This is a genomic window from Pseudomonas citronellolis (assembly GCF_029335315.1).
In the GTDB taxonomy this organism is placed as follows: Bacteria; Pseudomonadota; Gammaproteobacteria; order Pseudomonadales; family Pseudomonadaceae; genus Pseudomonas; species Pseudomonas citronellolis_A.
Genome location: NZ_JARJLT010000381.1, coordinates 34099 through 49801 on the forward strand (window position 1 = coordinate 34099; position 15703 = coordinate 49801).

Consider the following 15703-nt stretch of genomic DNA (forward strand, 5'->3'; position numbering starts at 1 on the left):
ACCGCCCCTCCCCTGTAGTTTCCCGTAGTCACTGCTCGCCCTCGATGAGAGGGACGACTTTCACCCGTACGCCCGGCGTTTCGCCGTAGCGTTTCCCCACCATCGCCTTCACGACTTGGACGTCGTCCTTCCAGACGACACCGTTCAGGCCGTCGTAGATCGCCTTGATCACGTTGTCCATGTCCGGCTTCTTGGTGGGGTACAGCTGCCCGGCCAGCGCCTGGGTCTTCCGCTTTTTCGACATGGATTGAGGGATGCTCAGGGCGATGTCCATTTCCACCAGCACCGGACCTTCGAGCAGCGCGCGCCTGGCCATGGCCATCCCGGCATGCAGCGCGATGACGGCCTCGTAGTTGACGGTCTTCTCCGGCGTGTAGTGGCGCGTGAAGACCTTTCCACCGGAAACGCGGGCAGAGGTCTTCGGCCTGCCCTTCCCCACCGGCTCGCCGGGGACCGTGAAGCTCACCGGGCGCAGATCAGCCATGGATGCCTCCCAGGAACACCGCCAGCACCAGGCACAGGCTCACGCCGAACGGATTGCCGCGCAGGATGAAGTACAGGCCGAGGCTGCCAAGACCGAGGATTTCGGTGAAGTCAGGCGTCACGGCTCACCTCCGGAGCTTTCCGGCGCAGCAGGCCCATCTTGGCCAGCAGCAGCTCGCGCGCCTGCTTGGCATCGGTCGGCAGGCCCTGGGCGGCGATCAGATCGCGTGCGTCCTGGTCGGCCTTGGCGAACTGCCTCTGCATCGGGGTCTTCTCCTCGAAGGCGATGGCCTTGGGTATCTCCCCGTCAAGCGGCTTACCCATGGCGGCGCGGGCCTTCACGATGGCGTAGTTCCGGGAGAAGACCTTGCGCAGCGCCTTGTCGCCCAGCTTGCCGTGCTTCAGGTCCCAGGTTCCGGTGGCCTTGGCGGCGATGCGGACCGCCTCATGGGCGTAGCTGCCCCGCAGGGCCTGCTCCCAGGCTTCGTCGTCGCTGGGCAGGCCGGGGACCTGCAGGCACAGCGATCGGAACTCCGGCGCAGACGGTGGCCAACCATCGTTCTCCAGGGTGCTCAGCAGCGCCAGGCCGTTGGCCAGCTGACGACTGTTCAGCCCGGTTAGGTGCTTCGCCCAAGCGTGGTCAGGCTTCGGTACTGCGCCAAAATTCGCCGTCCAGCGGTGGCCGTAGGTCTGCACCATCGTCCGCCAGAGGCTCTCCAGCAGCGGAAGAGCCAGGGGCTGGACAGGCTGTGGCGAGCTCTGCTCGCTGGTCATCGATGGCTTGTTCGACGAGGTCGCATGCAGAAAGTGAACGCTGGCCAGGTCGCCGGCGCTCGCTGGCACCTTGGGGGTATTCGGCTGATTGGTTTCCATGGCTTCTCCCTGCTGCTGCGCGGAGTTGGTTCTTCTTGAGGGTCATGGCCAGCTGGTGCTCCCACTGGCCCTGCGACTGTGCTTTGTCGGGTCGGTTGACCCAGTAACTGCGGAACTCGAGTAGGTCGTCGTTCTGCAGCCGGTAGTCCGCGATCCCGATCCTGGCGAGGGCCGTCGGCCAGCCTCTGGGGCTCGGCACCCAACCGTCGTGCATCGGGAAGCGTCCGGGCGGGTCATGGCTCGCACGCGGGAGAGGAGTAGGAAGTTCTTTGGTAGGAAGTCCGGATGTAGGCCCCACCTCTGGCCCCACCTCGGGAACACCTCCGGCCCCACCTAAGGCCACAGCTACGCCACCTTCATCGCTGAAAGCCTGAATTTGCGCGGCTTCAGGCTGAAATTCGTTGGCCCCACCTAAGGCCCCAGGTCTGGCCCCACCTAGGACGAACCTCTGGCCCCACCTCCCCGAGACGGAGCTATCCCGTTCTGCCTTCGGAAGGTGGAAAACGAAGGGGCCGATGCTGCCCATCGGCTCAAGGAGACCGCGGCGCACCAGGGCGTCGACGGCGTAGCGGATTTCCTTGCGGGTGGCCTTGTGTGCTGGTCTCCCGGGTGATGCCGGGATGCTCAGAACCTCGATCAGCATCTGCTCGCTCAGGCGCCGCTCTTCGCCGGCAATGGCGGTGCGGTAGTCCATGTGCATGCGGATCGCGCAGTACACCTTCAGCAGGTGATGCGGCTCATCGAAGAGCGCCTCCCACTCGGCGTCGCAGATCAGGAACGACGGCATTCGTCAGTCGGCCACGAGCTGGTCAACACCCTGGACGTGATCCATCCAGCGCTTGGCCTGGTAGAGAATCGCCTCGATGTCGCGTTCGTCGAAGCACCGCATGCCCTTGGGCACAACCTTCAGATCCAGCACGGCGAGGATTTCGCACAGCTGCTGGAACTTCTCCGGCTTCATCCGGCTGATCGTGGCCTCGTCGCAACCGACCGCAACTGCGACCGGGGCGTTGCCGACCGAAGCAAGGCGCTGCATGAAAACGGCGAAGTTCTTGCGGGCTCTTACCGTCTGGTCCTGGTCCAATTGAGTCGTGGACATGATCAGGACGCCAGCTGAACAGGCATGGTCGCCTGCAGTGTTTCAGGTTCGGGAAACGCCTCAGCCAATGTGCATTTGGCGCCAAGGTCGTTCAGCGCTGCCACGATTCGACGGCATTCGCTCAAGCCTGGCTTGCGGCGGCCTGTCTCGTAATGGCCGATTGCGGCCTGAGTCAGGCCAACGCGCTCGGCGAGCTGGGTCTGGGTTACACCCGCCTGCTTGCGGATGGCTTTCAAGGCGCTCATGGCGGTCCTCCGGTTGATGTCTTTTTTAAAAATACATTTCGTATTTGAAGCTTGCAAGGATTAATACATGGCGTGCGTTGCGCGGATTAATACGGGCTGTACGATTTCGCCCATGACGGATTGGATTCAGGCCGTGCGCAGTGCCATGGCGCAGCAGGGCCTTTCGCAGGCACAACTAGGTGAGCGCATTGGGGTTACCCAAGGCGCCATAGCTCATTGGCTAAACGGAAGGCGAAAACCAGGCTTAGACGAGATCAACTCAATGCTCGTCGCAGTTGGGCTTTCTGAGATGGGAATACAGGCACAGTCCGAGCGCCTGCAAAACGTTGAGATGGCGCTGCAGCCCTCCCGCGCGCCGATGACCTACCCGGTGATCAGCTGGGTAGCAGCCGGCGAGCGCGCCGACTCACCCGACAACTTCGTGCCTGGTGTTGCAGAGGAATGGCTGCCGTCGACAGAGAACGCCGGCCCGCACGGTTACTGGCTGATCGTGAAAGGCCCGTCCATGACGTCGACCACGTCGCCGAGCTTCCCAGAAGGAACACCGATCCTGATAAGGCCCGAGGGCTTCGACCTGGTCAGCGGCAAGTTCTACATCGCCCGTCACCGAGACGGCGAGACCACCTTCAAGCAGTACATCTACGACGGCGGCCGCGAGTACCTAGTACCGCTGAACAAGGACTTCCGCCAGGTGGAGATGGATGAAGCCTGGGACGTGATCGGGCGCGTCATCGACTCGAAGGCGCCGCGCGGCGTGCTCTAGACGCAGATGAGACGCCCATGAAGCCCGGCCAAGCGCCGGGCTTTTCTTTGCCCGCTTGCAAATGGCCAGCTCTCGAAATACTGTATATCCATACAGCAAAGGAGAGCCGTATGGCCCGCAAATCGCAGTCCGTCCCCGTCACCACTCCCTACGAAATCCTGGCTCGCCGCATCCAGCGGCAGATGCAGAGTCCGCGCGTCCAGCTCGAGCGCCGGGCAGTCATTGAGCGTCTCCCCGAGGAATCCGAAGACGCCTGGCGGCAGCTCCTCGATGACCTGGAGTCGGAGTCCACGCTGACGATCGTCAAGCTGCCTGACGGAACCATTGAGCTCACCTGGCCCCACCACAGCGCCGACTGGTAGCCACACCTCAACAAACAGAGCCCGCCTTGAGCGGGCTTTTTCATGCTTGCAGAAAAATAAAATACGATTCGTATTGACCATGACGAATACGTTTTGTATTTTTGAATTACGCCGAGCAACACACCGCTGGCCAGGCCACCGAGCCGCGCTCTTTAACAACGCCGATCCCTCCGCAGTCCCGACAGGCGTCGACACCGGCCTGAGCGACGGAGGCAAAACCGACTGCTATCGCGGGAGAACCCGCCCACGCCTGGCTCTGGATACCGGGCCGTCTCGACCTGCTGGTGCGACTGGAGCCAGCAACCACCGAGGCGCGCTGCAACGCTCCCTGCCGGATTGCCTGAGACGAAGGTGCTCCACCGGCACAGCAGGAACAGTGAGCAGGAATGCCCGGCCGGGTGGCGAGTAACCCGGCGCCGACACCAGACGCACCACCCGCGGGTTGTAGAAGCCCAGTAGGCGAACGCGGAGCAACACCGATTTCACTGATGCGCCTTGGCGACAGGGCGCATTGGGAAGTCACCCCACACCGGAGCACCGATCATGAGCAACGCCCAACAAACCATCCTCGCCGCCGACCTCCCGGCCATCGGCCAACCTCTGGCCGGCGGCACCTTCTTCGCCCGTCAGTGGTACGGCGATTCCGAATACGCCCTGGTAGCTCTCGGCGCCGATGCGGAAATCGAAGGCGAATGGGGCAAGTACGGAAAGAGCATCGAGACCAACCACGGCGACGGCGAGGCGAACACTCGCGCCATGGCTGAAGCGGGCGGCGAACTGGCTGCCAAGGTTCTGGCGCTGGATGCCTTCATCCCCTCCGCGCTCGAATCGCACCAGATGATGTTCGCCAAGCAGCAGGACTACCTGACCGACCTGGACGAAAGCGAGTGGTATTGGACCAGCACGCAGCGCTCCGCCGACCTCGCCTTCCTCGTGTACTTCACCGATGGCAACCAGCTCAGCGGCGTCAAGATCCTCGAGCTCCGCGTCCGCCCAGTCCGCAGAGTGCTTATTCAGTAATTCATTCATTTCAAAGCATCACTTCTGCCGCTTCGTCTAGGCGGCAGCGGGATGCGAAAGCATCAGACCCCCATCCTTCGCCCGGCTTCGCCCGGGTTCTTTTTCCGCCCGCATCCGACAGCACATGCCCACGGCGCCCACCGGCAGACACCCGTGGCGGCCGTGTGCTGCCGCATGCCGGCGACACCGAGGACCAGCCATGTTCACGAACCATCGCGAACGCCGGAACCGCCGGGCGTTCGCCAACGCCCAGGCCGCCTGGGACAACGCCACCGACCCTCTCTGGGGCGGCCCCGACCACGACGACGAGGACTGCAGCGATGACGAGCAGGACGGAGCGCGCCTGGAAGCTGATCAGGCACGAGATAGACCGGCAGTCGAGGTCGATCTACCCGAACGATGAAGTGCTCATCGGAATGATCCAGATGGCCTACGCCCAAGGCGACATCACCACCGACCAAGAGCTGCAGCTGACCCGTGAAGGGGCGGATGCCGTCCGCCAGCGCCACGCCGAGCTGCGCCAGGCCAACATCGAGAAGTGCATTGGAGGAGTCGAGCATGACCACCCGCCCCGTCGCGTCACTCATTGACGACCAGGTCGCCGAGATCGAGGAGTTCGCCGGCCGGAGCATCCGCCAGGCCATCGAACTCGCCGAACGTCATGGCTACCGCAACCCCATCTTCACCAACATCTGCGGCGAGCTCTGCGTGCTGCGCTTCCGGCGCAATGGCTCCCGCGCGGCGGCCGTAGCCGCCAAGTGAGGCCCCATGACCTCCGTCACCACGGTGCGCGCCTCGTCCTGGGGCGCCCTTTTCGACTGCGCCTTCAAGTGGCAGGGCATTCACCTGCTGGACATCCGCAGCCCTTCCTCGCCCCGCGCGCTGCTGGGTACCGCAATCCACGCCAGCACGGCCGCCTTCGACGCCGCCCGGGTGAATGGCGAGCCGATCAGTGCCTACGATGCCTCGGAATTGCTGGTGCACACGCTGCAGCAGCCGGAGTTCGAGGTGGACTGGCGCGGCGCCGATCTCTCCATGCGGGAGGCCGAAGCCACCGGCCTGGCCCTGCACACGAAGTACTGCAACGACATCAGCCCGCATTACGACTTCGTGGCCGTCGAGCTGACGACCAAGCCGCTAGAGATCGACTGCGGCGGCGGAATCATCGTGCGCCTGACCGGACAGCTCGACCGGGCCCGCATCAAGCGCGACTCCCACGGCATCGGCATCGCCGACGTGAAGACCGGCGGCGCGGCGGTGAGCCAGGGCGTGGCCAAGACCAAGGGCCACAAGCCGCAGATCGGCACCTACGAGCTGCTCTACGAGCACACCATCGGCGACCCCATCACCGCACCGGCCGAGATCATCGGCCTGAAGACCAAGGGCAAGCCCGAGGCGGCCGTCGGCGAGATCGTCGGCGCTCGCGACGTGATGGTCGGAACTGCTGAGCACCGCGGTCTGATCGATTTCGCGGCGGACATGTTCCGCACCGGCCTTTTCCCCCCGAACCCCCAAAGCCCGCTCTGCAGCGCGAAGTACTGCCCCCGCTGGCGGACGTGCCCCTACCACGAATGAGGAAACCATGAGCCAGACCACCACCCTCGACAAGCTGCAGACCAGCGCCGCGGCGCCGCGCCAGCGCGAACAGGCGCCCGTCGCCATGTCCTTCTTCAACATGGAGGGCTTCGAGCTGATGCAGCGCATCGCCAAGGCCTTCAGCCAGTCCGACCTGGTGCCCAAGCAGTATCAGGGCAACCTGCCGAACTGCATGATCGCGCTCGACATGGCCCAGCGCATCGGCGCCAACCCGCTGATGGTCATGCAGAACCTGTACGTCGTGCACGGCACGCCGGGCTGGTCGAGCAAGTTCCTGATCGCCACGGTGAACACCTGCGGCCGCTACACCTCGCTCCGCTACGAGTGGAAGGGCAAGCCGGGGGAGCCGGACTACGGCTGCCGGGCCTGGGCGATCGAGAAGGCCACGGGCGAGCGCCTCGACGGCGTCTGGGTCACCTGGAAGATGGTCAACGCCGAAGGCTGGGCCTCCAAGGCCGGCAGTAAGTGGAAGACCATGGAAGACCAGATGTTCATCTACCGATCCGCCGCCTTCTGGCAGCGCGCCTACGCGCCGGACCTGGGCATGGGCCTGCAAACCTCCGAGGAGCTGCAGGACGTCATCGACGCCCGGCGCGACGTCGACGGCTCTTTCTCGGTTGATCTCGACGCCCTGCGCCGGCAGCAAGAGCAAGAGGCCGGCGACCCTCCCGCGCAGGCCGCGCTAGAGCATGAACCGACTGAGGTAATCGACACCGTCAGCGGCGAGATCAAGAAAGCCGCCGAGCGGGAGCCCGCCACCAAGCAGCAGCCCGCAGGTGACGACGAAGGCCTCAACTTCGAGTAACCGGCCATGCCCAGCCAAACCCTCGAAGAGCAATTCGACCGCATCGAGGAGTTCACCACGCTCCTCGGTGCTGCTGAGCTCAACACCCGAAATGACTGGGAAGAGCAGTTCGCCGCCGACATGCGCGCCAACTTCCAGCGCTACGGCGCGCGCATGTTCCTCAGCGACTCCCAGCACGAAATCCTCGACCGCATCGCCAACCAGTAGGAATGCCAGCCCATGAGCCAGAACAACGCCGCCTTTCTCCAAATGACCGCCGACACGCTCGGCAAGAGCCTGCTGCAGGGACTGATTCAGGAAATCCGGATCATGCCCGACGTTTGGCAGAAGCTCTCCGAAGCCAAGCAGACCGACGTGATCAACCGCCTGGAGCAGCAGGTACGCAACGCCGCCACCATCGCGGTGCACACCATCGCCGGCGCCGAGCGCGAAACGGTCTACGGCAAGCTCGAATCCATCGCGGCCAAGGACAAGATGAAGGCCGTGATCGTGGTGAACCACTCCAGCCCGAACAAGCACGACCTGCTGGATGCCGTGAACGAGGACTGCCTGCTGATCATCGGCGGCGCCGCGGAGTTCTTGGGCGGCATGAAGGACGTCCAAGCCGATCCCGACCAGGCACCGCTCGACCTCAATGGCGGTGACCACGACATGGAAGACCCGGGCGCCTGGGGCGACGGTGAGCACGAAGATGCAGAAGACGCCCAGTTCGAGGACCTGCCGAAGCTCACCGTCGAGCGCTTCGCCGGCCATACCCTCGGCGAGATCGCCATCGGCGTTGCCACCAAGAAGGACATCTTCGACGCCGCGTGGCTGCAATCGCGTTTCGCCCTCACCACTGAGGAAGCCGAGCGCGTCGTTCTCCAGCTGCTGGACCAGGGCGTCATCGAGCTGGAACAGGAGAACGAGGAATCCCGCGAGCTGAACACCTATCGCGTCATCAAGAAGCCGGGGGACATCGCCCTCGACCTGGAGTGAGCCATGCGCATCACGAAACTCGAAATCACCAACTTCCAAGGGCTGCATCATGCGGCCCTTGATGTTTCTGCGCCGGTGCTTCTGGTGGCCGGCCACAACGGCGCCGGCAAGAGCTCCCTGCTGGACGCCATCGCCATGGCCTTCAACGGCCAACCGCGCCGCGTCTCACTGAAGAAGGAGATCGACAAGCTGGTCACCGAGGGCGCCAAGAAGGGTGAGGCCCACGTCACCTACATCGATGCCGGCGGCGATGAGCAGGCCGCCTGGGTGATGCTGCCCACCGGGAAGAACGCTCCTCTCGGCGACTCGCCGTTCCTGCCCTACGTGCTCGACGCCAGTCGCTTCGCCGGCCTGGACGCCAAGGACCGCCGCCGGGTGCTGTTCGACCTCAGCGGCGCCAGCGCCAGCCCGGCGGAAGTCGCCAAGCGCGTGGAGGGCAAAGGCCTGGACCTGAAGCTGTTCGAGAAGGTGAAGCCTCTCCTCCGTTCCGGCTTCCCTGCGGCGGTCGACCAGGCCAAGGCCTACGCCAGCGAGGCCCGAGGCGCCTGGAAGGCGATCACCGGCGAGAACTACGGCAGCGAGAAGGCCATCGACTGGGCGCCGGAACTGGCGGCTACCGTAGTGACCGACGACCAGGTCGCCGAAGCCCGCGACGCCCTGCAGCTGCTGGAGAACGACCTGTCCGAGGCGCAACAGGCCCTCGGCGCCAGCAAGCAGGCCCGCCAGTCGGCAGACGACCGTGCCCAGCGCATCGTCAAGCTGCGCGAACTCGCCGAACTGGAGCCACGCCGCCGCAACAAGCTGACCACGGACGAGCAGAATCAGGACGAGTGGTCCGAGAAGGTCATGGCCGCCGAGCTTGCCTCGGCCGGCAGCGTGCCGCATCAGCCGCTGACCTGCCCCCACTGCCAAGGCGCGGTGGACTTGCAGGCCGGCGCCCTGGTGATCCACCAGCCGCCCGAGCAGGTTTCCGACGCAGAGGCCGCCCGCCGCCTTCCGGAGTACCGCGAGTATCTGGCCAGCGCCCAGCGTGCCGTGGCAAACAGCCAGCGCGACCTGGACGAGAGCCTGGGCGCCGCCGAGCAGATCAAGGCCTTGGAAGCCGAGTCCGCCAGCACGCCGAGCGCCGAAGCGATCGCCAACGGCGAGCAGGCCATCAACGAGCTGCGCCAGACCCGCGACGCGAGCCGCGCCAAGCTGGCGGCCCTTCAGGAAGCCCTGGAAGCCGCCACCCAGCGCGAGGTGTCTACCGCGAAAGCGCGGGCCGCGCACCAGGAAGTGGTGGCGTGGTCCGGCATGGCCGACGCCCTGTCGCCGACCGGCATCCCGGCAGAAATCCTCGCCGATGCCATCGGCCCGGTGAACGACACCCTGAAGCGCCTGTCCGGCACCGCCGGCTGGTCGCCGGTGCAGATCAGCGCCGACATCGACGTGACCTTTGGTGGCCGGCTCTATGGCCTGCTGTCCGAGTCGGAACGCTGGCGGTGCGACGCCACGCTGGCCATTGCCATCGCGACGATCTCGGGGATGCGCGTGGCGCTGCTGGATCGCCTCGACGTGCTCGATCTGCCGAGCCGCAGCCAAGCCATGGTGCTGATGCGCACCGTGACCTTCGACCGGGATGTCGATTCGGTGATCGTCGCCGGCACCATGAAAGAGCCGATGGCGAAGACGCCGGAATGGCTGCAGGCGGTCTGGATCGAAGCCGGTCACATCGCCGAGCACGAGCACCAGGCCTCCGCCTGACCCTCAACACGGGCGCCGCAATGGCGCCCAGTACCACGAGCCGTCCCCATGGAATGCAAGATCACCCCCTCGCGCCGAGCGGAGGATGCTGCGCACCTGGCCGCCCTGGTCGAGGCTTCCGGCATCCAGCCCCAGCAGGTGACCGGTTTCACCGACGTGAAGCCAATGCCACCACGCTCCAAGCGCATCGACCCATCCACCATCCTCTGGCGCAAGCGGCCCGGCATCACCCAGGCCGAGCGCCGGCTGCTGCGGAAGCTCGCGGAGGCCCTGTGAAGAAGCGCAAGCCGAACAACGCCCGGGCACGCTTGGAGCGATCCTGCCGCGCCCTACTCCGGACCAACTACGTCGCCGTGGTGAACATCGACCCGAGCGGCTGGCAGTCCCTAGTCAACTGGAAGAGCTGCAAGCCGATCCGATCCGGCCAGCAGTTGGTTGATGCGGTTTGCGACATCCCGCACCACTGGACGATCTACCTCGGCGCCCTGTGCACCGACCAGTTCGGCAAGCGCTACATCAAGGCCGTGGAGATCGCTCCGCAAGGCATCTACTTGGCCGAGCACCTGACCGACGCCATCGAATCGACCTACACATCGCTCCGCGGCGAGTGCAACCCCAACCACCTGATCGGCTCCGGCTGGATCGCCATACCAACCGACGTCTCGCTCGATGAAGACCAGGCCGCCCGGGTGTTCGATTCCGTCGGCGCCTGGAATCAGCAGAAAGCCGCCTGAACCACCACTCCCCCAGGATCAAGGAACCCCCATGAAACAAGAAATGATCACCGTGAAGGCACCGGAAGGCTGGGTTGTAAAGGTCCCGGCGCATGTTGTTGCCACCACCTTCATCGCTGCGGCGCTGGCCCATGTCGGACTCCCGCAAACGCCTCCGATGCCGGCTTCCAACGAAGTGCTCGCCAGCGACCTGGCCATCCCTGCACTCGGCGAATACTGGCCCGGGCAAGGTGGCCACAACGGCGGCTTCGTGCCGGCCCGCGACGGAGTTCCCGCCCACTACTTGGTATTCGCCGCTAAGGACGTTGGCAGCCACCAATGGGGAGGCCGTGGCGAAGAGTCCGGAGCGACAAGCAAGACCGATGGGTTGGCCAACACTGAATGCCTGCTCAACGACGGCGGTCATCCAGCTGCGAAGGCCTGCGCCGAATATCAGGCAGATGGGCACGGTGACTTCTACCTGCCGGCCGCCGCTGAGCTGTACCAGGGCTGGTTGAACGTCCCCGACCTGTTCGCGAAGGACTGCTACTACTGGTCCAGCTCGCAGCGCTCCGCCGACTTCGCCTTCTGCGTGGTCTTCAACGGTGGCTACCAGAGCCTCAACGACAAGATCCTCGAGCTCCGCGTCCGCCCAGTCCGCAGAGTATTCATTTGATCCTTCAGTAATTCATTTGGTCGCCAGGCCATCACCTTCCCAGGGCGCAGAAGCGCCTTTTTGTTGCCCGAAAAAGAGGAATCACCCATGCAAGCAGCAGCACAGGCAGCAACCACCATCCCGGAAATCGGCCAGCCCTACGGCGGCGGATTCGTCTCCGGCTACTACATGCAGGACGGCAAGCGTCACGTGTCGATCACATCCGGCGCCGAGCACGAGCTGGTCGGCGAGTGGGGCGAGTACGGCGTCAAGATCGAAGGCGCGGACAGCTTGACCGACAGCCGTGCGAACACCGAGGCCATGGCCGCCGCTGGCAGCGAACTGGCGCAGCAGGTTCTCGCGCTGAAGATCGGTGGGCACGCCGACTGGGCGATCCCCGCTCGCGACGTTCAGGAGCAGCAGTACCGCAACCTCAAGCCGACCACCGACGAGAACTACTGCTGGGGCCGCGATGGCGAGAACAACTCCAGCATCCCGCCCGGGGAGCTGTACAGCGAGGAATCCCCGGCGCAGACCTCCGTCGAGGCCTTCAAGGCTGGCGGCGCGGAAGCCTTCCAGCCGCGTGCGTACTGGTCGAGCACGCAGCGCTCCGCCGGCTACGCCTTCACCATGGTCTTCTACGGTGGCGGCCAGGACGGCTACGGCAAGCTCACCGAGCTCCGCGTCCGCCCAGTCCGCAGCCAGCTAATTGATTGATTCGTTCATTTAATCCGGCCGCTTGCGGCCGGTGATTTCAGGAAGCTTTACCGATGGCCATGCACACGGATTTGCCGATCCACAAGGTCGCCTTTGACCTGCTCAGCCTAGCCACTGACATTACGCGGAACATCCCGCGCGACTTCAAGGCAGGGCTTGGCGCCAAGGTCAGGGATGAGTGCATTGAAGTGATGGTGCTGATCGCCAGGGCCAATGCGGCGAGGGACAAACAGCAGCACCTGGGAACGCTTGTTGAGCGCGTTCAGGTGATCGAGTTCCTGCTCCGGTTGTTCAAGGAGAAACGCTTCATCAGCGTCTCGCAGCACGCCCAGGCGATTCAGCTCACCGCATCCATCGGCAAACAAGCCAACGCCTGGAAACGCAACACCGCAACCGCGCCCGCTACCTGACCGTCACGGCGATCAGGTCTGTGCGATTTGTATCTGGTCGTGCCGCTGGCCTTCGGGCCACCGCCATGCGCATCAGGGAAACCATCGACGGAACGGTCGAGCAGGTCCCGCGCAGTTTCCCTGCTGAGCAATCGGCCGGGCGACGTAGATAGCACGATTGGTCGCAGCGCTCCGCCAACAACGCCTTCAACATGAACTTCAACGATGGCAACCAGAACAACAACGACAAGAACAACGAGCTCCGCGTCCGCCCAGTCCGCAGATTCAACTGTTGCGCCCTACCCGTTCCGCGATCTTGTCCAGGCCTACTACGACTGCCGGCGCACCAAGCGCAACAGCGCCAGTGCGCTGGCTTTCGAAATGGACCTGGAGCGGAATCTCATCAACCTGCACGAGGACCTGGCATCGGGAACCTACCGCCCAGGTCGCTCCATCTGCTTCGTGGTCACCCGACCGAAGGCCAGGGAAGTCTGGGCCGCCGCTTTCCGGGACCGGATCGTCCACCACCTTCTCTACAACCACATCGGCGCCGGCATCGAAGCGCAGTTCATCGCCGATAGCTGCGCCTGCATTCCAGGCCGCGGCACTCTATACGCCGCCGAGCGCCTGGAGGCGAAGGTACGCAGCGCGACTCAGAACTGGAGCCGCCCGGCCCACTACCTGAAGATGGACCTGGCGAACTTCTTCGTCTCGATCGACAAGCGCGTGCTCAGCAACCAGCTGGTGCGTCTGATCCATGAGCCCTGGTGGCGCTCTCTGGCGCTGCAGATCCTCTGGCACGACCCGCGCGAGAACTTCGAGACCCGCAGCCCTCGCCATCTGTTCAACCAGGTGTCGCAGCACAAGCGCCTGACTTCACAGCCGGCGCACCTTGGACTGCCCATCGGCAACCTGAGCAGCCAGTTCTTCGCGAACGTGTACCTGAACGATCTGGACCAGTTCGTGAAGCACCAGCTACGCGCCCGGTACTACGTCCGCTACGTCGACGATTTCCTGCTGCTGCACGAGTCACCGCAGCAGCTGAACGAGTGGCGCGAGGCGATCGAGGACTTCCTGCCTAGCCTTGGCGCCAGGCTCAACCCGTCGAAGACGATCTTGCAGCCGGTAGACCGCGGAATCGACTTCGTGGGCCACGTCATCAAGCCCTGGCGGCGCACCACACGGAAGCGAACGGTGAAGGAAGCCTTGCGCCGCGTCGGCGCAGCGCCAGAAGACGACCTTCTGGAAGTGGCCAACTCCTACTTCGGCCTGTTCCGACAGGCATCTCACAGCCAATCCGATCGCGCTGCACTAGCGAACGTGCTTCTGCGCAGAGGGCGCTCGATCAACGGCGCCATCACCAAGACCTTCCGGAAACGCTAACCAACCACACGCCCTCCGCTGCACCGCGGCTCGGCGGCGCTCTACCTGGAGAAATCATGGCGGCCTACTACAACGAGATTGATCCCTACGCCGCCCAGTGGCTCCGCAACCTGATCGCCGCCGGCCACATCGCGCCAGGCGACGTCGACGAACGATCTATAGAGGACGTTCACCCAGATGACCTCAAGCCCTACACCCAGTGCCATTTCTTCGCCGGCATCGGCGCCTGGTCACTCGCCCTTCGGCGCGCCGGCTGGCCAGATGACCGACCTGTTTGGACCGGTTCCTGTCCTTGCCAACCTTTCTCCGCGGCAGGCAAAAAATCTGGGTTTGATGATGAGCGGCATCTGTGGCCCGACTGGTTCCATCTCATCAAGGAGCGCCGCCCTGCAATCGTCTTTGGAGAGCAGGTTGAAAGCAGTGACGGCCTTGGCTGGCTCGACCTTGTACAAGCTGACCTGGAAGGATTGGCGTACGCCTGCGGGGCGGTCATTACCCCTTCTGCGGGCTACGGCGCACCGCACTGGCGCGGACGGCTTTACTTCGTGGCCGACGCCGACCGTCAACGACAGCAGAGGCGGAAGAAACAAGACGTCCGGGCGGTCGAATCCTCACAGCAAGCATCACGACGGGACGACGCTCTGCGACGCAGCGCTATTCGCGGCATGGGCAACGCCGAAAGCAAGCGACGGGAGTGGCGGACGAACGACGAAGACCAAAGGCGGCGGGAATGCTCATTTGGACCTGCAGGCGCGGTCAGCGGCATATGGTCCGACGCCGAGTGGATCTACTGCGCCGATCGAGGAGGCGTCTGGCGGCCAGTTGAACCCGGCACATTCCCGCTGGCTCATGGGGCTCCCGCCCGAGTGGGACGCCTGCGCGCCTACGGAAACGCCATCAATGCTGAAGCGGCGACGCAGTTCGTAGCTGCCTACCTCGAAGCAACTTCCTGACCTACCCCACTCCATGCCATTGCGCCGCGGCGGCGCGAGGACACCCCATGAATACCCGTGAACAGCTGCGCGACGAGCGCGCGGCCCAGGCCGCCAGCATCCTGAAGAATCACCAGTTCCTGGCGCTGGTCGACAATGACGACGTGAAGGTCTGGCGCTGCAAGCAGCCAGGCTCCACCGCCTACGCCTTCGACATCATGATGACCCGCTTCGGCATCGCGGTCGTGGGTGACATCGCCAACCTGACCTTCAGCGTCGGGCTCGGCTACGGCATCGACTTCCTGGCCGGCGACGACGTCGGCTACTACATCCATTCGAAGCTCGACGAGAAGTGCAAGACCAAGGACTTCGACGAGACAGCCTTCCGCCGGGCCCTTATCGATGGCGTCTGTGAGCGCATCGCCGGGGAGGCTGACTACGATGCCTACGAGGAGTTGCCCGCCTGGGTGATCGACGAAAGGAAGCGCTGGTCTGATGGCAGCCGCTGGGGAGACCTCCGAGCCCTCGTTCGGGCAGAAGCTCGCAAGTACGACGATGCCTCTGCGAGATGGGAGGAGTGGGACGACCTGCTCGCCGAGGCTACCGACATTGGCGACCAGCACCACGCCGCCGTGTTCATGAGCGAGCACTGCGAGACGCTGGGCCTCGGGCCTGACTGGTGGGAGATCAGAACCACCGCGCCGGCCGAGTCCCTGATGCGCGAGCTCTACATGATCCGCCACGCTGCGCGCGCCATCCTGGCCCAGAAGCAAGCCGCTGCTGCCTGACCTTCCGCAACTTCCCAGAACTACTTCCCGCGCCAGCAGGCGCCGAGGATTCCCCGTGCTCAATTTCTTCTGGCGCTTGCTCGCCAAGCTGCTGGCTGTCCCCCTGGTCGCCGGCTGGATCATCCAACGCGCCGGCCGCACTCCCTACCAGCACAT

Annotated in this window: 24 protein-coding genes and 1 pseudogene; 19 read left to right on the top strand and 6 right to left on the bottom strand. The window is 64.4% G+C overall.

Annotated elements, in window-relative coordinates; translation table 11 throughout:
• Positions 1 to 28: 28 nt before the first annotated feature.
• The 6 genes and pseudogenes from P3W75_RS28960 to P3W75_RS28985 form a co-directional block, all read right to left on the bottom strand.
• Positions 29 to 484, bottom strand: a complete 456-nt coding sequence (locus tag P3W75_RS28960) for a RusA family crossover junction endodeoxyribonuclease (RefSeq protein WP_276230762.1) — start codon at positions 482 to 484, stop codon at positions 29 to 31.
• Positions 477 to 605, bottom strand: a complete 129-nt coding sequence (locus P3W75_RS28965; protein WP_276230763.1) for a hypothetical protein — start codon at positions 603 to 605, stop codon at positions 477 to 479. Before P3W75_RS28965 ends, P3W75_RS28960 begins: the two co-directional genes overlap by 8 nt.
• Positions 595 to 1356, bottom strand: coding sequence for a hypothetical protein (locus tag P3W75_RS28970; protein WP_276230786.1), 762 nt, complete (start codon positions 1354 to 1356; stop codon positions 595 to 597). The genes P3W75_RS28965 and P3W75_RS28970 overlap by 11 nt, the downstream gene beginning before the upstream one ends.
• 31 nt (positions 1357 to 1387) lie before the next feature.
• Positions 1388 to 2143: pseudogene (locus tag P3W75_RS31845) on the bottom strand (DnaT-like ssDNA-binding domain-containing protein); the annotation flags it as partial.
• Between the two features lie 3 nt (positions 2144 to 2146).
• The gene (locus tag P3W75_RS28980) at positions 2147 to 2455 is read right to left on the bottom strand and encodes a CII family transcriptional regulator (protein WP_276230764.1); all 309 of its coding nucleotides are present in this window, start codon (positions 2453 to 2455) and stop codon (positions 2147 to 2149) included.
• A gap of 2 nt (positions 2456 to 2457) precedes the next feature.
• On the bottom strand, positions 2458 to 2700 hold the full coding sequence (locus P3W75_RS28985; protein ID WP_276230765.1) for a helix-turn-helix transcriptional regulator: 243 nt from the start codon (positions 2698 to 2700) through the stop codon (positions 2458 to 2460).
• Between the two features lie 112 nt (positions 2701 to 2812).
• Between P3W75_RS28985 and P3W75_RS28990 the strand changes: the two genes are divergently transcribed.
• The 19 genes from P3W75_RS28990 (at position 2813) to P3W75_RS29080 (ending at position 15547) form a co-directional block, all read left to right on the top strand.
• Positions 2813 to 3463 carry a LexA family protein gene (locus P3W75_RS28990; RefSeq protein ID WP_276230766.1) on the top strand — a complete coding sequence of 217 codons (651 nt, stop codon included), beginning with the start codon at positions 2813 to 2815 and terminating at the stop codon, positions 3461 to 3463.
• 110 nt (positions 3464 to 3573) lie between these two features.
• Positions 3574 to 3825: a DUF1654 domain-containing protein gene (locus P3W75_RS28995; RefSeq protein ID WP_276230767.1), complete on the top strand. Its 252-nt coding sequence runs from the start codon at positions 3574 to 3576 to the stop codon at positions 3823 to 3825.
• 543 nt (positions 3826 to 4368) lie between these two features.
• Positions 4369 to 4845, top strand: coding sequence for a hypothetical protein (locus tag P3W75_RS29000; RefSeq protein WP_276230768.1), 477 nt, complete (start codon positions 4369 to 4371; stop codon positions 4843 to 4845).
• A gap of 199 nt (positions 4846 to 5044) precedes the next feature.
• Positions 5045 to 5248, top strand: coding sequence for a hypothetical protein (locus P3W75_RS29005; protein ID WP_276230769.1), 204 nt, complete (start codon positions 5045 to 5047; stop codon positions 5246 to 5248).
• 22 nt (positions 5249 to 5270) lie between these two features.
• Positions 5271 to 5435: a hypothetical protein gene (locus P3W75_RS29010; protein WP_276230770.1), complete on the top strand. Its 165-nt coding sequence runs from the start codon at positions 5271 to 5273 to the stop codon at positions 5433 to 5435.
• Entirely contained in the window at positions 5404 to 5607 is a 204-nt protein-coding gene (locus P3W75_RS29015; RefSeq protein ID WP_276230771.1) for a hypothetical protein, read from the top strand. The genes P3W75_RS29010 and P3W75_RS29015 overlap by 32 nt, the downstream gene beginning before the upstream one ends.
• Before the next feature lie 6 nt (positions 5608 to 5613).
• Complete coding sequence (locus tag P3W75_RS29020; RefSeq protein ID WP_276230772.1) at positions 5614 to 6420, top strand: RecB family exonuclease; 807 nt, start codon at positions 5614 to 5616, stop codon at positions 6418 to 6420.
• A 7-nt stretch (positions 6421 to 6427) separates the two neighbouring features.
• A complete protein-coding gene (locus P3W75_RS29025) occupies positions 6428 to 7246 on the top strand; it encodes a hypothetical protein (protein WP_276230773.1) in 819 nt (272 codons plus the stop codon).
• Between the two features lie 6 nt (positions 7247 to 7252).
• A complete protein-coding gene (locus P3W75_RS29030; protein ID WP_276230774.1) occupies positions 7253 to 7453 on the top strand; it encodes a hypothetical protein in 201 nt (66 codons plus the stop codon).
• 12 nt (positions 7454 to 7465) lie between these two features.
• Positions 7466 to 8224 (top strand): cell division protein FtsK, encoded by a 759-nt coding sequence (locus P3W75_RS29035; RefSeq protein WP_276230775.1) that lies wholly within the window; start codon positions 7466 to 7468, stop codon positions 8222 to 8224.
• 3 nt (positions 8225 to 8227) lie between these two features.
• Positions 8228 to 9970 carry an AAA family ATPase gene (locus P3W75_RS29040; RefSeq protein WP_276230776.1) on the top strand — a complete coding sequence of 581 codons (1743 nt, stop codon included), beginning with the start codon at positions 8228 to 8230 and terminating at the stop codon, positions 9968 to 9970.
• Positions 9971 to 10018: 48 nt separating this feature from the next.
• Entirely contained in the window at positions 10019 to 10246 is a 228-nt protein-coding gene (locus P3W75_RS29045; RefSeq protein ID WP_276230777.1) for a hypothetical protein, read from the top strand.
• Entirely contained in the window at positions 10243 to 10704 is a 462-nt protein-coding gene (locus P3W75_RS29050; protein WP_276230778.1) for a hypothetical protein, read from the top strand. Before P3W75_RS29045 ends, P3W75_RS29050 begins: the two co-directional genes overlap by 4 nt.
• A 31-nt stretch (positions 10705 to 10735) precedes the next feature.
• On the top strand, positions 10736 to 11359 hold the full coding sequence (locus P3W75_RS29055; protein WP_276230779.1) for a DUF1566 domain-containing protein: 624 nt from the start codon (positions 10736 to 10738) through the stop codon (positions 11357 to 11359).
• Between the two features lie 87 nt (positions 11360 to 11446).
• Positions 11447 to 12055: a DUF1566 domain-containing protein gene (locus tag P3W75_RS29060; RefSeq protein ID WP_276230780.1), complete on the top strand. Its 609-nt coding sequence runs from the start codon at positions 11447 to 11449 to the stop codon at positions 12053 to 12055.
• A gap of 53 nt (positions 12056 to 12108) precedes the next feature.
• Positions 12109 to 12465 carry a four helix bundle protein gene (locus P3W75_RS29065; protein WP_276230781.1) on the top strand — a complete coding sequence of 119 codons (357 nt, stop codon included), beginning with the start codon at positions 12109 to 12111 and terminating at the stop codon, positions 12463 to 12465.
• Positions 12466 to 12669: 204 nt separating this feature from the next.
• On the top strand, positions 12670 to 13827 hold the full coding sequence (locus tag P3W75_RS29070; protein ID WP_276230782.1) for an RNA-directed DNA polymerase: 1158 nt from the start codon (positions 12670 to 12672) through the stop codon (positions 13825 to 13827).
• A gap of 56 nt (positions 13828 to 13883) precedes the next feature.
• A complete protein-coding gene (locus tag P3W75_RS29075) occupies positions 13884 to 14780 on the top strand; it encodes a DNA cytosine methyltransferase (protein ID WP_276230783.1) in 897 nt (298 codons plus the stop codon).
• Between the two features lie 47 nt (positions 14781 to 14827).
• Positions 14828 to 15547: a hypothetical protein gene (locus tag P3W75_RS29080; RefSeq protein WP_276230784.1), complete on the top strand. Its 720-nt coding sequence runs from the start codon at positions 14828 to 14830 to the stop codon at positions 15545 to 15547.
• The last annotated feature ends 156 nt before the right edge of the window (positions 15548 to 15703 follow it).